The 17,251-nt window shown below is 72.1% G+C and carries 20 protein-coding genes and 1 tRNA gene; 7 read left to right on the forward strand and 14 right to left on the reverse strand.

Features of this window, described 5'->3' with window-relative positions:
- Positions 1–101: 101 nt before the first annotated feature.
- Positions 102–1,028: an isocitrate lyase/PEP mutase family protein gene (locus ACZ5WK_RS14950; protein WP_465547743.1), complete on the reverse strand. Its 927-nt coding sequence runs from the start codon at positions 1,026–1,028 to the stop codon at positions 102–104.
- Between the two features lie 263 nt (positions 1,029–1,291).
- On the opposite strand from ACZ5WK_RS14950, the gene ACZ5WK_RS14955 reads away from it, so the two are divergent.
- Positions 1,292–1,966: a Crp/Fnr family transcriptional regulator gene (locus ACZ5WK_RS14955; protein WP_030240972.1), complete on the forward strand. Its 675-nt coding sequence runs from the start codon at positions 1,292–1,294 to the stop codon at positions 1,964–1,966.
- 143 nt (positions 1,967–2,109) lie between these two features.
- Here the strand turns inward: ACZ5WK_RS14955 and ACZ5WK_RS14960 are convergent, their stop codons facing one another.
- From ACZ5WK_RS14960 to ACZ5WK_RS14980, 5 genes are all read right to left on the reverse strand, one after another.
- Positions 2,110–2,931 (reverse strand): MBL fold metallo-hydrolase, encoded by an 822-nt coding sequence (locus tag ACZ5WK_RS14960; RefSeq protein ID WP_465547744.1) that lies wholly within the window; start codon positions 2,929–2,931, stop codon positions 2,110–2,112.
- Entirely contained in the window at positions 2,928–3,101 is a 174-nt protein-coding gene (locus ACZ5WK_RS14965; RefSeq protein ID WP_396326004.1) for a hypothetical protein, read from the reverse strand. Before ACZ5WK_RS14965 ends, ACZ5WK_RS14960 begins: the two co-directional genes overlap by 4 nt.
- Positions 3,102–3,303: 202 nt before the next feature.
- Positions 3,304–4,170 (reverse strand): NUDIX hydrolase, encoded by an 867-nt coding sequence (locus ACZ5WK_RS14970; protein WP_465547745.1) that lies wholly within the window; start codon positions 4,168–4,170, stop codon positions 3,304–3,306.
- A gap of 66 nt (positions 4,171–4,236) precedes the next feature.
- A complete protein-coding gene (locus ACZ5WK_RS14975; RefSeq protein WP_396326002.1) occupies positions 4,237–4,707 on the reverse strand; it encodes a RidA family protein in 471 nt (156 codons plus the stop codon).
- Complete coding sequence (locus tag ACZ5WK_RS14980; protein ID WP_094743074.1) at positions 4,704–4,862, reverse strand: DUF4177 domain-containing protein; 159 nt, start codon at positions 4,860–4,862, stop codon at positions 4,704–4,706. Before ACZ5WK_RS14980 ends, ACZ5WK_RS14975 begins: the two co-directional genes overlap by 4 nt.
- A gap of 248 nt (positions 4,863–5,110) precedes the next feature.
- Here ACZ5WK_RS14980 and bagA point away from each other — a divergent pair, with 248 nt between their 5' ends.
- Complete coding sequence (bagA, locus tag ACZ5WK_RS14985) at positions 5,111–6,196, forward strand: ATPase BagA (protein ID WP_465547746.1); 1,086 nt, start codon at positions 5,111–5,113, stop codon at positions 6,194–6,196.
- A 47-nt stretch (positions 6,197–6,243) separates the two neighbouring features.
- Positions 6,244–7,437 carry an ATPase BagB gene (gene bagB, locus ACZ5WK_RS14990; protein ID WP_465547812.1) on the forward strand — a complete coding sequence of 398 codons (1,194 nt, stop codon included), beginning with the start codon at positions 6,244–6,246 and terminating at the stop codon, positions 7,435–7,437.
- A 132-nt stretch (positions 7,438–7,569) separates the two neighbouring features.
- Here the strand turns inward: bagB and ACZ5WK_RS14995 are convergent, their stop codons facing one another.
- Positions 7,570–7,893 carry a WhiB family transcriptional regulator gene (locus ACZ5WK_RS14995; protein ID WP_033333275.1) on the reverse strand — a complete coding sequence of 108 codons (324 nt, stop codon included), beginning with the start codon at positions 7,891–7,893 and terminating at the stop codon, positions 7,570–7,572.
- A 423-nt stretch (positions 7,894–8,316) separates the two neighbouring features.
- Here ACZ5WK_RS14995 and ACZ5WK_RS15000 point away from each other — a divergent pair, with 423 nt between their 5' ends.
- The gene (locus tag ACZ5WK_RS15000; RefSeq protein ID WP_465547747.1) at positions 8,317–10,644 is read left to right on the forward strand and encodes a transglycosylase domain-containing protein; all 2,328 of its coding nucleotides are present in this window, start codon (positions 8,317–8,319) and stop codon (positions 10,642–10,644) included.
- Positions 10,645–10,774: 130 nt separating this feature from the next.
- Here ACZ5WK_RS15000 and ACZ5WK_RS15005 read toward each other — a convergent pair whose 3' ends face one another.
- On the reverse strand, positions 10,775–11,230 hold the full coding sequence (locus tag ACZ5WK_RS15005) for a GatB/YqeY domain-containing protein (RefSeq protein WP_405360384.1): 456 nt from the start codon (positions 11,228–11,230) through the stop codon (positions 10,775–10,777).
- 107 nt (positions 11,231–11,337) lie between these two features.
- Here ACZ5WK_RS15005 and ACZ5WK_RS15010 point away from each other — a divergent pair, with 107 nt between their 5' ends.
- The 3 genes from ACZ5WK_RS15010 to ACZ5WK_RS15020 all read left to right on the forward strand — a co-directional run bounded on the left by ACZ5WK_RS15010 (position 11,338) and on the right by ACZ5WK_RS15020 (position 13,324).
- The gene (locus ACZ5WK_RS15010) at positions 11,338–12,000 is read left to right on the forward strand and encodes a CGNR zinc finger domain-containing protein (protein ID WP_465547748.1); all 663 of its coding nucleotides are present in this window, start codon (positions 11,338–11,340) and stop codon (positions 11,998–12,000) included.
- A 208-nt stretch (positions 12,001–12,208) separates the two neighbouring features.
- A complete protein-coding gene (locus ACZ5WK_RS15015) occupies positions 12,209–13,150 on the forward strand; it encodes a metallophosphoesterase (protein WP_396324009.1) in 942 nt (313 codons plus the stop codon).
- Between the two features lie 100 nt (positions 13,151–13,250).
- A tRNA-Pro gene (locus ACZ5WK_RS15020) sits at positions 13,251–13,324 on the forward strand.
- Between the two features lie 77 nt (positions 13,325–13,401).
- Here ACZ5WK_RS15020 and ACZ5WK_RS15025 read toward each other — a convergent pair.
- The 6 genes from ACZ5WK_RS15025 to ACZ5WK_RS15050 all read right to left on the reverse strand — a co-directional run bounded on the left by ACZ5WK_RS15025 (position 13,402) and on the right by ACZ5WK_RS15050 (position 17,173).
- Positions 13,402–14,568 carry a site-specific integrase gene (locus ACZ5WK_RS15025; RefSeq protein ID WP_465547749.1) on the reverse strand — a complete coding sequence of 389 codons (1,167 nt, stop codon included), beginning with the start codon at positions 14,566–14,568 and terminating at the stop codon, positions 13,402–13,404.
- A complete protein-coding gene (locus ACZ5WK_RS15030) occupies positions 14,565–14,771 on the reverse strand; it encodes a helix-turn-helix domain-containing protein (protein WP_465547750.1) in 207 nt (68 codons plus the stop codon). The genes ACZ5WK_RS15025 and ACZ5WK_RS15030 overlap by 4 nt, the downstream gene beginning before the upstream one ends.
- Entirely contained in the window at positions 14,764–16,104 is a 1,341-nt protein-coding gene (locus tag ACZ5WK_RS15035; protein WP_465547751.1) for a replication initiator, read from the reverse strand. The genes ACZ5WK_RS15030 and ACZ5WK_RS15035 overlap by 8 nt, the downstream gene beginning before the upstream one ends.
- A gap of 63 nt (positions 16,105–16,167) precedes the next feature.
- Complete coding sequence (locus ACZ5WK_RS15040) at positions 16,168–16,335, reverse strand: hypothetical protein (protein WP_465547752.1); 168 nt, start codon at positions 16,333–16,335, stop codon at positions 16,168–16,170.
- A gap of 1 nt (position 16,336) precedes the next feature.
- Positions 16,337–16,522: a hypothetical protein gene (locus tag ACZ5WK_RS15045; RefSeq protein WP_465547753.1), complete on the reverse strand. Its 186-nt coding sequence runs from the start codon at positions 16,520–16,522 to the stop codon at positions 16,337–16,339.
- 102 nt (positions 16,523–16,624) lie between these two features.
- A complete protein-coding gene (locus ACZ5WK_RS15050; protein WP_465547754.1) occupies positions 16,625–17,173 on the reverse strand; it encodes a GGDEF domain-containing protein in 549 nt (182 codons plus the stop codon).
- Positions 17,174–17,251: the final 78 nt, after the last annotated feature.

The following is a 17,251-nucleotide window of genomic DNA, read 5'->3' on the forward strand; positions in this document are numbered from 1 at the left end:
CACCGGCGCCTCCCCTGCGAGCGCCGGTGCACCCCCGCCCACCCGTCCCCGCCCGCCCCCCGTGCGCACGCCCCCGTGCGCCCGTCGGCAGCGGCCCTGGCTCAGCGCCGGTACAGCGCGTCCAGCTCGCCGAAGCCCAGCGCGCCGCCCGGTTCCGTCAGGGTGCCCGCGCCGAGCAGTTCGGCGGCGGCCCGGCGGGCGGCGGTGTAGGCGAGCTGGGCCAGGCCGGTGCCGACGCTGATCCGCCGCACCCCGGCGGCGGCGAGCTCGGCCACGGTCGGCCCGCCCGCCACCGCCATCGCGTTCACCGGGAGCGGGGACGCGGCGCAGAGCCGGGCCAGCGCGTCGAGGTCGAGCAGCCCGGGGACGAAGAGGCCGTCCGCGCCCGCCTCCGCGTACGCCGCCGCGCGGGCCAGCACGTCGTCGGACCGGCCCTCGGCCGGGCCGATCCCGAACAGGAAGACGTCCGTCCGGGCGTTGACCACGAGCTCCGGCAGGCCCGCCCCGGCGGCGGCCTCCCGGGCGGCCCGCAACCGCGCGGTCTGCTCGGCCACCGTGAAGAGCGGGCCGCCGGGGGCCGCCGAGTCCTCCAGGTTGACACCGGCCGCGCCCGCGGAGATCAGCGCCCGGACGGTGTCGGCGACGTCGGCGGGCTTCGGGCCGTAGCCGCCCTCGGCGTCGACGGTGACCGGCAGGTCGACGGCGGCGGCGATCCGGCGGGCCGCCTCGACCGCCTCCGACCGGCCGAGCTGCTGGCCGTCGCCGCGGCCCAGCGACCAGGAGACGCCACCGCTGGTGGTGGCGATCGCGGCCGCACCGGCCGAGGCGATCACGGCGGCGCTGCCGGCGTCCCAGGCGTTCGGCAGGACGAGCGCCGCACCGGGCGCCGCACCGGGTGCCCCGTCGGCCACCAGCGCCCGCAGCCGCAGGGCCCGCTCCCGGAGCGACGTGAGGGACGTGTGCGACGTGGGGGACGCGCCGGAGCTGAGCGGCGTGGGCGACGTGCTGGTGCGGGTCTCGGAGGACATGCGGAGTCACCGTCTTTCGTGCGGTCGGGCTGTCGACCTGAATCCTGTTGCCCGGGCACTGTCGGCTCAATTGATTCAGCTGAGACCGAATCCTCGCGCGGATAAAAGCCGGCCTGGCGGTACGAATGGCCCCGCGCAGCGCACCTCGGCGCACCCCCTCCTCATATGATCGGAGCGACATGCGCCATGCTTGGTGATGCAGAGCACTGTACGAACTTGCGCCGACGGGCTTGACAGCCCGACGGCCGAGAAGGAGGAAGCACGTGGACGACGTTCTGCGGCGCGCCGCACTCTTCGCGGCACTCGACGACGAACAGGCCGGCGAGCTGCGCGCTTCCATGACCGAGGTGACCCTCGCCCGCGGTGAGTCGCTGTTCCACGAGGGCGACCCGGGCGACCGGCTGTACGTCGTCGCCGAGGGCAAGGTCAAGCTGCACCGCGCCTCGCCGGACGGCCGCGAGAACATGCTCGCCGTCCTCGGCCCCAGCGAGATGATCGGCGAGCTGTCGCTGTTCGACCCGGGCCCGCGCACCGCCACCGCCAGCGCGCTGACCGAGGTCAAGCTGCTCGGCCTCGGCCACGGCGACCTCCAGCCCTGGCTGCACGCCCGCCCCGAGGTCTCGATCGCGCTGCTGCGGGCCATCGCCCGCCGGCTCCGCCGGACCAACGACGTGATGTCCGACCTGGTCTTCTCCGACGTGCCCGGGCGCGTCGCCAAGGCCCTGCTGGACCTCTCGCGCCGCTTCGGCGTGCAGTCCGAGGAAGGCATCCACGTCGCCCACGACCTCACCCAGGAGGAGCTGGCCCAGCTGGTCGGCGCCTCCCGCGAGACGGTCAACAAGGCGCTCGCCGACTTCGCCGGCCGCGGCTGGCTGAAGCTGGAGGCCCGCGCGGTGGTCCTGATGGACGTCGAGCGGCTCTCCCGCCGCTCGCGCTGATCACCCCGAGCTCACTGCGAGCGCCCCGTCCGACGCCGAGGGCCCGTACACCGAGGACGGTGTACGGGCCCTCGCGCATGCCGGGTCGGGTCGGATCGGCGCGTGCCCCGCGCCGGGTCGGACCGGTCCGTGCCCGCGGCGGGTCAGATCAGCCCGTGGTCCTCCAGGTACTGCAGCTGGGCCTGGACCGACAGCTCGGCGGCCGGCCAGAGCGAGCGGTCCACGTCCGCGTAGACCCGGGCCACCACCTCGGGCGCCGTCCTCAGGCCGGCCTCGACCGCCGTCTCCACCTGGGCGAGCCGGCCGGCCCGGTGCGCGAGGTAGTAGTCGACGGCGCCGAGCGCGTCGGCGAGCACCGGCCCGTGGCCGGGCAGCACGGTGCGTACGCCGTGCTCGGAGGCCATGGTGTGCAGGTGGCGCAGCGAGTCCAGGTAGTCGCCGAGCCGGCCGTCGGGGTGGGCGACCATCGTGGTGCCGCGCCCGAGGACGGTGTCGCCGGTGAGGATCGCGCCGTCGGCCGGCAGGTGGAAGGTGAGCGAGTCCGAGGTGTGGCCGGGGGTGGCGACCACCCGCAGGTCGAGGCCGCCGACGTCCAACCGCTGCCCGTTGGTCAGGCCCTCGGAACCGAGCCGGTACGCCGGATCCAGGGCGCGGACCTCCGTCCCGGTCAGCTCGGCGAACCGGGCGGCGCCCTCGGAGTGGTCGGCGTGGCCGTGGGTGAGCAGGGTGAGCGCGATGCGCTTGCCCTGCTGCCCGGCGGTCTCGATCACCCGGCGCAGGTGGCCCTCGTGGAGCGGGCCGGGGTCGACGACCACCGCGAGGTCCGAGCCGGGCTCGGAGAGCAGCCAGGTGTTGGTGCCGTCCAGCGTCATCGGGGACGGGTTGGGCGCCAGCACACAGAGTGCCCGGGGGGTGGCCTCGCCGCCGATGGCGGCGGCGGGGTCACCCGGGAGGAGTCCGCTCACCGGCCGCCCTCGCTGACCCGGTGCAGGACGCGCGACGGAACGGCCCGGACGAGGGCGCGCTGCACGATCTCCGGGAAGGGGACGGCGCTGTCACAGGCGAGGGTGCGGGCGGTCAGGCTGCGGGCCGGCATCGTGCGCGCCGTCCGGCGAGCCACGTCGTTGTGGGTCATCGGGCGTCGGTCCTTCCTTGGAGGCGAGTGCGGGGTAGTGCTCTTCGGAAACCCGGCGGTCTCCGAAGGTCCGTGGGGTTCGCGGGTCAGTGGGCTCAGGGACTCAGGGGCCCAGCGGTTCCGCGGGTCGGTGGGCTTCGGGCGTCAGCCGTTCCGCGGGTCGGTGGGTCGGTGGGCTTCGGGCCGCAGTGATCCTCGCGGGTCAGTCGGCTTCGGGAAATTCTCCGTCGATGGTCAGCTCTTCATACCCCGGCCATCGAACCGTCATTCGATCACCCCGGACCTCGGCGCGGCCGAGGACCGGGTCCAGCGACCGGCCCGCCGCGGCGGCCAGCGCCTCGGCGGCGCTGCGCACCGGCAGCAGCTCGCGCAGCACCGTGACGGTGGGCGGCAGCATGCCGAACCGGCCCTCCTCGTGACCGCGGACGGCCTCGGCCGGGGTCAGCCAGGTGACCCTGTCCGCCTCGCCGACCTCCAGCGCGGCGCGCTGGCCCGAGGGCAGAACGGCGACGAAGAACCAGGTGTCGTACCGGCGCTCCTCGAACTCCGGGGTGACCCAGCGGGCCCAGCCGGCCAGCAGGTCGCTGCGGAGCAGCAGGCCCTCCTTGCGGAGGAAGTCGGCGAAGGAGAGCTCGTGGGCCTCCAGGGCGGCGCGCTCGGCGCTCCAGTCCCGGGGCTCGGCGACGCTGTCGGCGTCCGGGCCGGCCAGCAGGACTCCGGCCTCCTCGAAGGTCTCGCGGACGGCGGCGCAGACCACCGCCTGCGCGGTCCGGGCGTCCACGCCCAGCCGCTCCGCCCACTCCTGCGGGCCCGGACCGGCCCAGCCGAGCTCGGCCTCGGCGTCGCGCGGGTCCACCCCGCCGCCCGGGTAGGCGTACATGCCCGCGGCGAACGCCATCGAGGTGCGACGGCGCAGCAGGTAGGCCTCCGGCCCGGCGGCCGCGTCCCGCAGCAGCACCACGGTGGCGGCGGGCCTGGGCACGGGCGGGGTCAGCTCGCCGGCGTCGACCGCCCGGATCCGGGCAGGCCAACCGGGCGGCATCGGGAGCGTCGTTGCTCGATGGTCCATGCCCGGATGCTAAGCGCACGAAGGCGGGGTTGGACAGGCCCAACCCCGCCTCTTCCGATCAGTGCGTCAGACCCCGGCCTTGACCCGGACCTGCAGCTCGACCTCGACCGGCGCGTCCAGCGGCAGCACCGTGACGCCGACCGCGCTGCGGGCGTGCACGCCCGCCTCGCCCAGCACCTGGCCGAGCAGCTCGCTGGCGCCGTTGATGACACCGGGCTGGCCGGTGAAGTCCGGGGCGGAGGCGACGAAGCCGACCACCTTCACGACCCGCTCGATCTGGTCCAGGTCGCCGATCACCGACTTGATGGCGGCCAGCGCGTTCAGCGCGCAGGTCTGCGCGAGCTGCTTGGCCTCCTCCGGGGTGACCTCGGCGCCGACCTTGCCGGTGCTCGGCAGCTTGCCGCCCACCATCGGCAGCTGGCCGGAGGTGAACACGAACTCGCCCGAACGCAGGGCCGGCACGTAGGCGGCGACCGGCGCGGCCACCGGCGGCAGGCTCAGGCCCAGCTCGGCAAGCTTCTCCTCGACCTTGCTCATGCGTTCTTCTCCCGCTTGAAGTAGGCCACCAGCTGCTCGGGGTTGGGGCCGGGCACGACCTGGACGAGCTCCCAGCCGTCCTCGCCGAAGTTGTCCAGAATCTGCTTGGTCGCGTGCACGAGCAGGGGCGCCGTCATGTATTCCCACTTGGTCATGGCCAGACTCTAGACGAGCGGCCCCGGCGAGCCGTGCGGCCCGCGGGCAGGCGTGTGAGGTGGCCCACAAACCGGGCATGATTCAGGCCTGGCCCCCCTGGTGCTCCCGGCATCCGGCGCGGTCCCTGGTTACCCTCGCGGGAGGGCACCTGTGTGAGGGCCCCTGTGGGAGAGCACCTGTGGGACGGCACCCGAGCGGTGGCGGCCCGCAGTGGCCCCCGGCCCTCGAAGACGGACGGAGACGGAGCGTGGCACGCACCCCCGGCCCGGCGGCCCGGCGCGATCCCGACTGGGAGGGCGTCCGGCTGCACGTGGTCAGCGGCAAGGGCGGCACCGGGAAGACCACCCTGGCGGCGGCACTGGCACTGGCCCTCGCCGCCGAGGGCAGGCGGACCCTGCTGATCGAGGTGGAGGGCCGCCAGGGCATCGCCGAGCTGTTCGGGATCGCCGCGCTGCCGTACGAGGAGCGGCGGATCGCGTCCGTCTCGCGCGCGCAGCTGGGCCTGCCCGCGGCCGGGCCGGGCGGCGAGGCCACCAGCGGCGAGGTCTTCGCGCTGGCCATCGACACCGAGCAGGCGCTGCTCGAGTACCTCGACATGTTCTACAAGCTCGGCCGCGCCGGCAAGGCCCTGCAGAAGGTCGGCTTCGTCGACTTCGCCACCACCGTCGCCCCCGGCGTCCGGGACGTGCTGCTCACCGGCAAGGCCTGCGAGGCGGCCCGGCGCAAGGGCCCGGACGGGCGGCGTGCGTACGACGCGGTGGTGATGGACGCACCGCCGACCGGCCGGCTCACCCGCTTCCTGAACGTGAACTCCGAGGTGGCCGGGCTCGCCCGGATAGGCCCGATCCACACTCAGGCGCAGGCCGTGATGCGGGTGCTGAGATCGCCGGAGACCGCGGTGCACCTGGTCACCCTGCTGGAGGAGATGCCGGTGCAGGAGACGGTCGACGGCTTCGCCGAGCTGCGCGAGGCCGCCCTCCCGGTCGGCGGGGTGATGGTGAACATGGTCCGGCCGCCGGTCCTGGACGCGGCCGCGGTGGCCGCGGTGGACGGGGACCACCGCGAGGAGGTCGCGCTGGCCCTCGGCGAGGCGGGCCTCGGGGGCCGCTCGCGCAGGCCGGACACCGTCCGGGCGGCTGTGGACCCCCTGCTCGACCCGCTGCTGGAGCAGGCCCGGGAGCACGCCGAGCGGGTGGAGCTGGAGCGCGAACAGCGCGCCGACCTCCAGCAGCTGAAGCTGCCCACCTATGAACTTCCGCTGCTGGGCGAGGGCGTGGACCTCGGCGGGCTGTACCGGCTGGCGGCCGAACTGAAGCGTCAGGGAGCGGCGTGAGCGGCGGCGGTAGGAGTGACAGCGGCGGCGTGAGCGGCGGCGGCGGCATGAGCGACGGTGGCGGCGTGAGCGGCGGCGGCAACGGGTTCCGCGGGAGCGGCAGCCGGCTCGGCGTGGACGAGCTGATCGACGACCCGAGGACCAGGATCATCGTCTGCTGCGGCTCGGGTGGTGTCGGCAAGACCACCACCGCGGCGGCGCTCGGGCTGCGGGCGGCCGAACGCGGCCGCAAGGTCGTCGTGCTGACCATCGACCCGGCCCGCCGGCTCGCCCAGTCGATGGGCCTGACCGAGCTGGACAACACCCCACGGGTGGTCAAGGGCGTCACCGGCGACGGCGAGCTCCAGGCCATGATGCTCGACATGAAGCGGACCTTCGACGAGGTCGTGCTGGCCCACGCCGAACCCGAACGGGCCAAGGCGATCATGGAGAACCCGTTCTACCAGTCGCTCTCGGCCGGCTTCGCGGGCACCCAGGAGTACATGGCGATGGAGAAGCTCGGCCAGCTTCGCGCGGCCGAGGAGTGGGACCTCATCGTCGTCGACACCCCGCCGTCCCGCTCCGCGCTGGACTTCCTGGACGCGCCGAACCGGCTCGGGTCCTTCCTGGACGGCAAGGTGATCCGCATCCTGACCGCGCCGGCCAAGGTCGGCGGGCGCAGCGCGATGAAGTTCCTCAACGTGGGGATGGGCCTGCTCACCGGCACCCTGGGCAAGATCTTCGGCGCCCAGCTGCTGACCGACGTGCAGACCTTCGTCAGCGCGATGGACTCGATGTTCGGCGGCTTCCGCGAACGCGCCGACCGGACGTACCAACTGCTCAAGGCGCCGGGCACGGCGTTCCTGGTGGTGGCCGCACCGGAACGGGACGCCCTGCGCGAGGCGGCGTACTTCGTCGACCGGCTGGCCGCCGACCGGATGCCCCTGGCCGGGCTGGTGCTCAACCGGGTGCACGGAACGGGCGCCCCGCAGCTCACCGCGGAACGTGCGCTGGCGGCGGCCGAGGCACTGGAGGAGAACGGCGCGGAGCACGCCTCCCCCGAGGCCGAGCTGCTCGCGGCCGGACTGCTGCGGCTGCACGCGGAGCGGATGCAGATCATGGTGCGGGAGCGCCGCACCCGCGACCGCTTCGTCTCGGTCTACCCGGACGTGCCGATCGTCGAGGTCGGCGCGCTGCCCGGGGACGTCCACGACCTGGAGGGGCTGCGGGCCATCGGCGACCGTCTGAGCGGTGTCGTGTAGCTCGGCCGCACCGGGCGGGTGGTGGCTCGGCCCGCCGGGCCCGGCCTCCGCGCTCGGCCTCGGCGACTCGGTGCTCGGGCGGTGGACCCGCCTGGCCCGGTGCTCGGGCGGTGGACCCGCCTTGCCCGGTGCTCAGCCCGCCTGGGCGTAGTCCGTCAGTATCACGCCGGTGGCGAGGGACTCCTCGTACTCGGTGCGGGCCGTCTCCAGCAGCCGCCGCCACGACATCACCGTCGGCCGGCGGCGCAGCAGCGCCCGGCGCTCCCGCTCCGTCATCCCGCCCCAGACCCCGAACTCCACCCGGTTGTCCAGCGCGTCCGCCAGGCACTCCGTGCGAACGGGGCACCCACTGCACACCGCCTTGGCGCGATTCTGCGCCGCCCCCTGGACGAACAATTCGTCCGGATCACTAGTGCGGCAGGCGGCCTGCGCACTCCAGTCGTCAACCCAGCCCATGCCGGCGCCGTCCTCTCCCGAATCGAGGCTCCCCCACGGCGGCAACGGCATATTCACCGTTGCCAGTTGAGGACGTTACGGAAGAACGACAGCTTGCAACAGCCCCTTCGGGCTCAATCTCGCATGACCCAATTGGACTATGGGTATCGGCCAGCTCACTCGTTGGAGTGACTGCAGGTAGCAAGCCTTGCCAGGAACACCGGGGCCACTCTCGCCACGCGCGTGGTCACGGAGTGCCACCAAAAGCAGGGGTACAACGGGCGACAGCTACCTCAAAACCACTACACAGGGGGGCAATTCGGGCAAAGCTCATCACTCACAAGAGTGAACGATGTTGACGTACCGAAGCTGTCGCAAGCTTGTGACAAGCCTAGGCGAACACCTGCCCCGGCGGAGGGGAATCGGCGACGTAGGGTTCTCCTCATGGCACCGAAGCGCCCCCAGGCACCCCAGCCCCCAGGCAACACCGGAGCTCCGCGCGGCCGGCGCCGCGGGTCACCGCTCGACTTCGCGGGACACGGAGTGAAGTTCCTGGGCGTCAGCGTGCTCTCAGGAGTCCTGCTGGCCGGCATGGCCCTGCCCGCTGTCGGCGCGCTCGGACTGACCGCCAAGAGCACGGCGGAGAGCTTCGAGAACATCCCGGACGACTTCAAGACCCCGCCGCTGACCCAGGCCACCCAGATCTTCGACGCCAAGGGCGGGCTGATCGCCAAGGTCTACGAGCGCGACCGTACCGTCCTCGCCGCCGACCAGATGTCGCCGTTCATGCGGCAGGCGCAGGTGGACATCGAGGACGCCCGCTTCTACGAGCACGGCGCCGTCGACCTCAAGGGCGTGCTCCGCGCGGTCAGCAAGAACGCGGAGAGCGGCACCGCCTCGCAGGGCGCCTCGACGCTGACCCAGCAGTACGTGAAGAACGTCAACGTCGAGAAGGCCGGCGACGACCAGGCCGCCGTCCTGGAGGCCCAGCGCAAGACCCTGGGCCGCAAGATCCAGGAGCTGAAGGTCGCGATCAAGCTGGAGGAGGACCTGACGAAGGACCAGATCCTCACCAACTACCTGAACATCACCTTCTACGGTCACCAGGCCTACGGGGTCGAGGCCGCCTCCCAGCGGTACTTCAGCAAGAACAACAAGGACCTCACCGTCGCCGAGGCCGCCACCCTGGCCGGCATGGTGCAGAACCCCTCGTCGTTCGACCCGGTGCGCTACCCGGAGAACACGGTCAAGCGCCGCAACATCGTGATCGACAAGATGGTCGAGAACAAGCACATCACCGCGGACCAGGCCAAGGAGGCCAAGGCCGCCCCGCTGGGCCTGAAGTACAAGGACCCGCAGAACGGCTGCATCACCGCCCAGGCGGGCATGGGCTTCTTCTGCGACTACGTCCGCCACGTGGTCAAGCAGGACCCGGTGTTCGGCAAGAACGTCGCCGACCGGAAGAAGTTCTGGGACCAGGGCGGCCTGAACATCTACACCACCCTCGACCCGGACAAGCAGGCCGCCGCGCAGAACGCGGTGACCTCCAAGGTGAAGGTCACCGACCCGGTGTCGGCCGCCGCCACCATGATGGAGCCCGGCAGCGGCAAGATCCTGGCGATGGCCCAGACCCGCCCGTACGGCCTGGACCCGAACAAGAACCAGACCGTCGTCAACCTGAACGTCGACGCGGCGATGGGTGGCGGCAACGGCTTCCAGACCGGTTCGACGTTCAAGCCGGTCCTGGCCGCGGCCGCGCTGGAGTCGGGCATGTCGCCCACCCAGCCGTTCCCGTCCGAGAACAGGATCGACTACCCCACGATGTCCACCTGCTCGGGCACCTGGAAGAACACCGCCAAGGGCAAGGACCGCAGCGTCGGCAACGAGTCGCCCAGCGAGGTCGGCCCGTACGAGCTGAAGCAGGCGATGGCGCTCTCGGTCAACACCTACTTCGTGCAGATGGAGCAGCAGGTCGGCCTCTGCGCGATGAAGCAGATGGCCAACAAGCTCGGCATCAGCCAGACGGCCAAGGGCGACCCGTTCGTCGAGGTCCCCTCGATGGTCCTGGGCACCCTGGAGCTGTCCCCGCTGACCATGGCGAACGTCTACGCGACCTTCGCCGCCCGCGGCAAGTACTGCACCCCGATCGCCATCAACAAGATCACTACCGTGGACGGCAAGGACGTCAAGGTCCCGCAGTCGACCTGCAACCAGGCCTACTCCGAGACCACCGCGGACAACCTCAACACCGTCCTGCTCAACGTGACCGAGAAGGGCACCGGCGCCTCCCTCGGCCTGGAGGGCGGCCGTCAGATCGCCGGCAAGACCGGTACCACCGACGAGAAGAAGGCCGCCTGGTTCAGCGGCTACACCCCGCAGGTCGCCACCTCCGTCTGGCTCGGCGGCCCGGCCGGCGGCGTGAAGATGAAGAACATCAAGATCGGTGACACCTACTACGGCAGCGACGGCGTCTTCGGCGCCACCGGCCCGGGCCCGATCTGGCAGCTGGCGATGAACCAGGCCCTGCGCGGCGCCCCCATGGAGAAGCTGCCCACCCTCGACATCCCGGACCCGGCGCCCAAGCCGGACCCGAACGCCACGCCGCCGGGCGCCGCCACGCCGCCGAGCGGCGACGCGGCCGCCGCGGGCGGCAACCCCGGCGGAACCCCGGGCGGCAATCCCGGCGGGATGATCGGCGGCGGGTTCACCCTCCCGCCCGGGATCATCGGCGGGAACGGGAACGGCAACGGCAACGGCGGCGGCCGGCACTAGCCGAGACCGACGCGCGACGACAGGGGCGCCCTCCGAGCGATCGCTCGGGGGGCGCCCCTGTGTCTGCTGCTGTGCACGCGGTGCCGGTGCGGGTGGTGCGTTCGGTGCGGGTCCTACGTGTCGGTGCGCGTCAGCCGGTGAGCGCGGCCTTCACGGCGGCGGCCACCCGGCCGCCCTCGGCCAGGCCGTCCACCTTCGGCTTGACCAGCTTCATCACGGCGCCCATGCCCTGCGGCCCGGTCGCGCCGCTCTCGGCGACGGCGGCGGCAACGATCGCCGCCAGCTCCTCGTCGGAGAGCTGCTTGGGCAGGTAGCCGGCCAGCACCTCGCCCTCGGCCCGCTCCCGGGTGGCCTGGTCGGTCCGACCGGCACCGTCGAACGCCTCGGCGGCCTCCCGGCGCTTCTTCGCCTCACGGGCGAGCACCTTCAGCACCTCGGCGTCCGACAGCTCCCGCTTGGCCTTGCCCGCCACCTCCTCGCTGGTGACAGCGGAAAGCGTGAGCCGAATGGTGGACGAGCGCAGCTCGTCCCGGTCCTTGATGGCAGCCGTGAGGTCCTCCTGCAGCTGCTCCTTGAGCGTGGTCATGGCCCTGAGTCTCCCACCTGCGGCGTTCGGCTGCCCGCCATTAACGCAAGGGGGCATTTCCGGGTACCGGGACTTTCCACCAGGAGGTAACTACTTATAGTAGTTACATGACTGCTGTCGAGGAGCCCTGCGCCGGGCTGGTCCTGCACGCCCCCGAGGGGACGCGGTACCTCTTCGACCCCGGGGCGCTCTGCCTGGAGCTCCTCACCACCGGCGGCCCCGGCGCGTACGCACGGTACGAGGTCCTGCACCGGCCCCGGGACCTCGCGGACTGGCTCGGACAGTCCCGGCTGCGGCTTCCCGCCGGCACGCACATCGGCATCAGCCCGGAGCAGCTGGCCGCCGTACGGACCCTGCGGGACGCGCTCCGGCGGCTCGCGACGGCTCGCGCGCACGGCGGGACGGGGGCGGCCGCGGACTACGCCGAGCTCAACCGGGCCGCCGCCCACCCGCCGCTGGTCCCGCAGATCGGCTCGGACGGCACCGCGGCACCACCGCTGCCGGCCGACGGGGACCAGCTCGCCTCGACCGTCGCGCGCGACGCGATCGCCCTGTTCACCGGCCCGTACGCGGACCGGGTCCGCGAGTGCGGCGCCCACGACTGCTCCCTGATCTTCGTCGACACCTCACGACCCGGACGACGGCGCTGGTGCTCGATGGAACGCTGCGGCAACCGCCACAAGGTCCGGGCACTGCGGGCCCGGCGTGACCGGGCCGACGACCGGGCCGACGACCGGGCCGACGACCGGGCCGACGACGATCCCCGCTGACCTCGCCGGCGGGCACCGTGCTCCGGTTCCGCCAGGAGCAGCCCGTCGGCCCCGTGGAACGCGCCCGGCAGCGCGAGCACCGGCGCGCCGCACCGACCCCGTCGCCGCCGAGCCCGCGCCGCACCGGGGGCGTACGGAGCAAGCCGGCGTGTCCCTCCGCACCGCCGGGACGTTCACCGGCTGATCCGCCGTCTGAGAGCATGGAGCGATGCGACCGCTGTACTCCGTCCCCCTCGGAATCGCCGCCACCGGCGCCGCCTGCCTCGCCTACTCCGTCGGGTACGAGGTCCGTTCCTTCCGGCTCCGCCGGGTCGACATCCCCGTCCTGCCCCGGGGCGCCCGCCCCATCCGCGTCCTCCAGGTCTCCGACATCCACATGGTGAGCGGACAGGGCAAGAAGCAGCGCTGGCTGCAGAGCCTCGCCGGCCTGCGCCCCGACCTGGTGGTCAACACCGGCGACAACCTCTCCGACCCGCTCGGCGTCCCCGCCACGCTCGACGCGCTCGGACCGCTGATGGAGTTCCCCGGCGTCTACGTCTTCGGGTCCAACGACTACTACGGCCCGGCCCGCAAGAACCCCGCCCGCTACCTCCAGGCCATGCGCAGCGGCGCCCACGGCATGAACAACCCCGACGGCACCGCGCGGCGCGGCATCACCGGCGCCGTCCACAACCCGTGGGAGAAGCTGCGCGACGGCTTCGACGCGGCCGGCTGGCTCGACCTCACCAACGCCCGTGGCCGGCTCGCCATCGGCGGCCTCGACCTCGAGTTCACCGGCCTCGACGACCCGCACATCCGCCGCGACCGCTACAGCGAGGTCGCCGGCGGCCCCTCCCCCGACGCCGACCTCTCCCTCGCCGTCGTGCACGCGCCCTACCTCCGCGTCCTGGACGCCTTCACCGCCGACCGCTACCCGCTGGTCCTCGCCGGCCACACCCACGGCGGCCAGCTCTGCGTCCCCTTCTACGGCGCCCTGGTCACCAACTGCGACCTCGACGCCAAGCGGGTCAAGGGCCTCTCCACCCACCAGGCCGGCGGCCGCCGCTCCTACCTCCACGTCTCCGCCGGCTGCGGCACCAACCGCTACACCCCGGTCCGCTTCGCCTGCCCCCCCGAGGCCACCCTCCTCACCCTCACACCCGCCCCCTGACCTGCACCGGACGCCCGCCGGGAATCGGATTTCGTCTCTCGGCGAGCGTCCGGTAGAGTTCTACTCGTCGCGAAGGAGACGGAGCGACAAACAGCAGGACCGGGGTGTGGCGCAGCTTGGTAGCGCGCTTCGTTCGGGACGAAGAGGCCGTGGGTTCAAATCCCGCCACCCCGACCCAGTAGTACGAGTTCAGGGCCCTGCCGGAGAAATCCGGTAGGGCCCTGATTCGTTGTGCGTGACTATCTGCGTGACTAAGGCTCAGGATCCCGCGCGAACAGGTTATCCATGACGGTCGCTCCGGTCTGGATCACCGGGCGGATCTGCTTCCGGTAGACCTCCTCCGTGACGGCGGTACTGGAGTGGCCGACGAGTCGGGAGATCTCCTCCAGGGGCACGCCCTTGTCCGAGAGCAGGGATACGAAGCTGTGGCGTAGCTCACGGGGCGTCCACTCGGCGGCGTTGACTCCCTCAGCCTTGGCGATCGCGGTACGGAAGGCCCGGCGAACGTGGGACGGGTCCAGCTCCGTGCCCACCGCAGAGTGGAAGACGAGGTTGTTCTCCTCCCACTTGTCGCCGGCCGCGAGCCGGTCCCATCCCTGGTCCACCCAGTGATCCCAAAGCGCTTCCACGCAGCGGGCGGGGAGCGCGAGCGTCCGCCGGGACTTCCGGGTCTTGGTGTCGCCGCCGGCCCGGACCGAGCGCCATACGGCGATGTGCGGCGGAATCGGCGGGTTCACGTCGAGCTGAGCCTTCAGGAACACGTGGTCCCAGGTCAGTGCCCGCAGTTCCTCGGTCCGCGCACCGGTGAGCAGGGACACCACGACGTAGGCGTGCATCGGGGTCTTCTCCACTGCTTTCAGCACCGCCTCGGCCTGAATGAATGTCAGCGCCTTCGAGGGCCGTCCCGGCTGGCCGGTCGGTACGGAGCACAGCTCCACGACGTTGCGCTTCACCTTGTCCCGGGCCATGGCCCGCTTGACGGCCCGGTTCAGGCAGGAGTGGAGCCCCTCCAAGGTGCGACTGCTCAGGATCTTGGCCTTCTTGGCCAGCCATAGGTCCACGTCCTCAGCGCTGAGGTCTCGGAGCTTCCGGGCACCGAGCGCGGGAATCACGTGGATACGGCAGAGGCTCGTGCAGGTGGCCACAGTCTCGTCGTCGCGGCCGGCGAGGCCGTACGCCAGCCAATCGTTGACTGCGTTCTCCACCGTGTAATTGGTGGGGGCAATGGCGAGACCGTCCTCGTGATCGCGAAGGACTTCCTTGAGCTTGTTCTTCGCCTCGGTCTTGGTCTTGCCGCTCCCCCGCTTCACGATGCGCTTGCCACTCGGGTCATAGCCGAGGCTGGCGGTCGCGATCCAGCGCTGCCGCTTCTCGTCCCAATGAAGACCGCCGTCTCCCCTACTGCGACGGGTGGTCACTGCTTCCCTCCTGCTTCGCGCTCAAGCAGCGCGACGTAATCGGCGATGGCGGACGCCGGAATGCGTCGAGAACGGCCTTCACAAACCGTGCGGAGGCGTCCCATACGGATCAGGTCGTAGATGACGGTCCGGCTCAGGTTCAGTACCTCCACGGCGTCCGCCACCCGGTAGAGAGCGGGCCGGGCCAACACAGCCTCAGCCATGCGTGGGTTCTCCTTCCGTCCCGGGTGCGGATTGGATGGCAGCCGCGAGCCAGGACTCACCCCGGGTGAGGCCTCGGCCGGCGAAGACCCAGTGGGCGAGGACGAGCGTCGACTCCTCAACGGCCGGGGCGTCGGGGCCATGGAGGCGTTCGAAGGTCTGGGCACGGCGCCACGCGGTGCGGGCGTCGCGGAGCGCCCCGAGGGTGGTCGAGTACCTGCGGGTCTTGGTGGAGAAGTGGCCGCGGAAGCCGAGCATGTGCGCCCAGGCCCGAAGACGGAGTTCGCCGAGTTCAGGGCGGGCGCCGAGCTTCCAGCAGGTTCGGATGAGCCGGCGGGCGTGCTCAGGTATGTCGTGCTGGGCGATCTCGGCGAGCAGTCGCACGGGGCGGTCGAGGGTGCCAGTCGCAGTCTCGGCGCCCTTGGTGGCGTACTTGGCGATGTAGGCCGCGACGGCCCGTTCCGTGATCGGGATGGGCCCGGTGAAGTCGGCGGCGCGGATCGTGCGGATGTCGAGCTGTCGGCCGAAGGCGAAGCGGCGCTGACGGCCGTCGAGGAGCGGGCCGGGGATCTCGGTCCGGCGGACGGCGGCGCGGATGGCGTCGGTCAGCAGCTCGGCCGAGGCCCAGGCCGGCGGAGGACTGTCGCCGCCTTCGGGGCCGTCGAGGCGGATCACGCCATGGAAGTGGATTGCACCGCGCTTCTGGTACTCGGCAACCTTTCCGAAGGAGATCCGGGCGAACTCCCTGAACTCGCGCTGCGTCAGGCCGGCCCGCTTGGCGACTTCCCGGCGGAGGTGAATGGAGAAGCGCGCCCAGATCTTGCCCGCGTGGGCGTTCCACAGGACGGCGCCCTCGTAGTCGTACGTCTCCGGATCGAGCGGGGTCCCGAGTGCCGGATCATCGGCCACGTGGGCGGCGCCGCAGCGGCAGCGGCCGGAGGCGGGTCGGTTGTGGACGGGGCCGAAGGACGGGGCGGTGAAGGTGGCGAAGACCCGGGGGTGCGTGGTGACGGTGTCCGGGGTGCCCTTGCCGCCGACGAGTCCGGCGTTGATCAGGTGGTACGTGTCCCGGCGGTACGTCTCGGCGCAGGACGGGCAGCGGGTGGTGCGGCGGTTGCCGCAGCGCACGAGCAGGTTCCCGGCGGGCAGGTCAGCGGACTGCAGGTGGTGGAGTACCTGCCCGGTCGTCTCGTTGATCTCGGTGCGCCAGCCGTCGAGCCGGATGGGCGAGGTGCAGCCGGCGAGGCCGGACAGCTGCCGCATCAGGTCGGGCATGGTGCCGAGCTGGGCGAGGCCGATGAGGTCAGAGACCGGCGGCGCGGTGGTGGTGGTCATGTGGTTCACCTCCGATGTGGGGGAGGGCCCCGGAGCCGGTTGGCAGACTCCGGGGCCGGGTGGTCAGGACCGGTCAGCGGGCTTCTGGTGCTTGTCGATCCACTCCTCGGCGCACACCTTGTGGACGGGCTTGCCGAGGTCGGAGCGGAGGTTGGTGGGCTTGTCGCAGATGCCACAGGGGGCGGGCTTCTTGGCCCAGTGGCGCGAGTGTCGCCAGTCGAGGAGTGCCATGTCAGACCGCCGTCGCGGCGCTGGCCAGCGGGCGGGCGACAGTGCCGGTGCCGTGGCAGGTGGGGCAGTTGACCGGGACGGTGGCACGGGAGCCGTCACGCAGGCGCATGCCGGTGGCGATGTGCGCCGTGGCGTGACCCGAGCAGGTCGGGCAGATACGGGTCGGGGCGTGGCTGTGCTGGGGCATGATGGTGCTCTCCTTCGTGGGCTTCGGTTCGGGAAGGGGTTGCGGCCCCGGGGCGGCGGGATGCTTGGCGGCGTGTTGCCGCCCTGGGGCCGGTCTTGGAAGTCAGCGGCGGCGGGAGGTACGGCCGTCGCGCTTGTGCGCGTACATGTCCCGGTCGGCGGCCGCGAGCGCGTCCGTGAGCGAGACCACCGGCAGCTCGGCGACGGGGCAGATGCCCACCGAAGCGGAGGCCGGGAGCGTGAAGCCGGCGTACGGAACCGGCTGGTGGAGCGCCGCGAGCAGGTCCGGCAGGCGATCGGGCCCGTTCAGGACGACGGCGGCGAACTCGTCCCCGCCGAGGCGAGCGGCGATTCCGGAACGGCCGCACCAGGCGGAGAGACGCTTGGCGGTGGCGGCGAGTACCTCGTCGCCGGCGGCGTGGCCGTGGGTGTCGTTGGTCGCCTTGAAGTCGTCCAGGTCGATCAGCAGCACCGACGCGCGGTCGGGGCAGTGCTCGATCAACCGGTGGGCGCGGGCGGTGAAGCCGTCGCGGGTGTGGAGCCCGGTGAGCGGGTCGCGGCGGGCGGTGGCCAGGCGGCGGTTCAGCCAGAGGCCATGTGTGGTCCATCCGATCAGCGGTGCACCGGCGGCAAAGATCGTGGGCAGATCCATGAGCGGTCCTTCGTGATGGGCGGTGGAAGGGTTGCGATCTCCGGGGCGGCGGGATGCTGGCGGCGTGTTGGCCGTCCC

It is taken from the genome of Kitasatospora sp. NPDC032757, assembly GCF_055579305.1.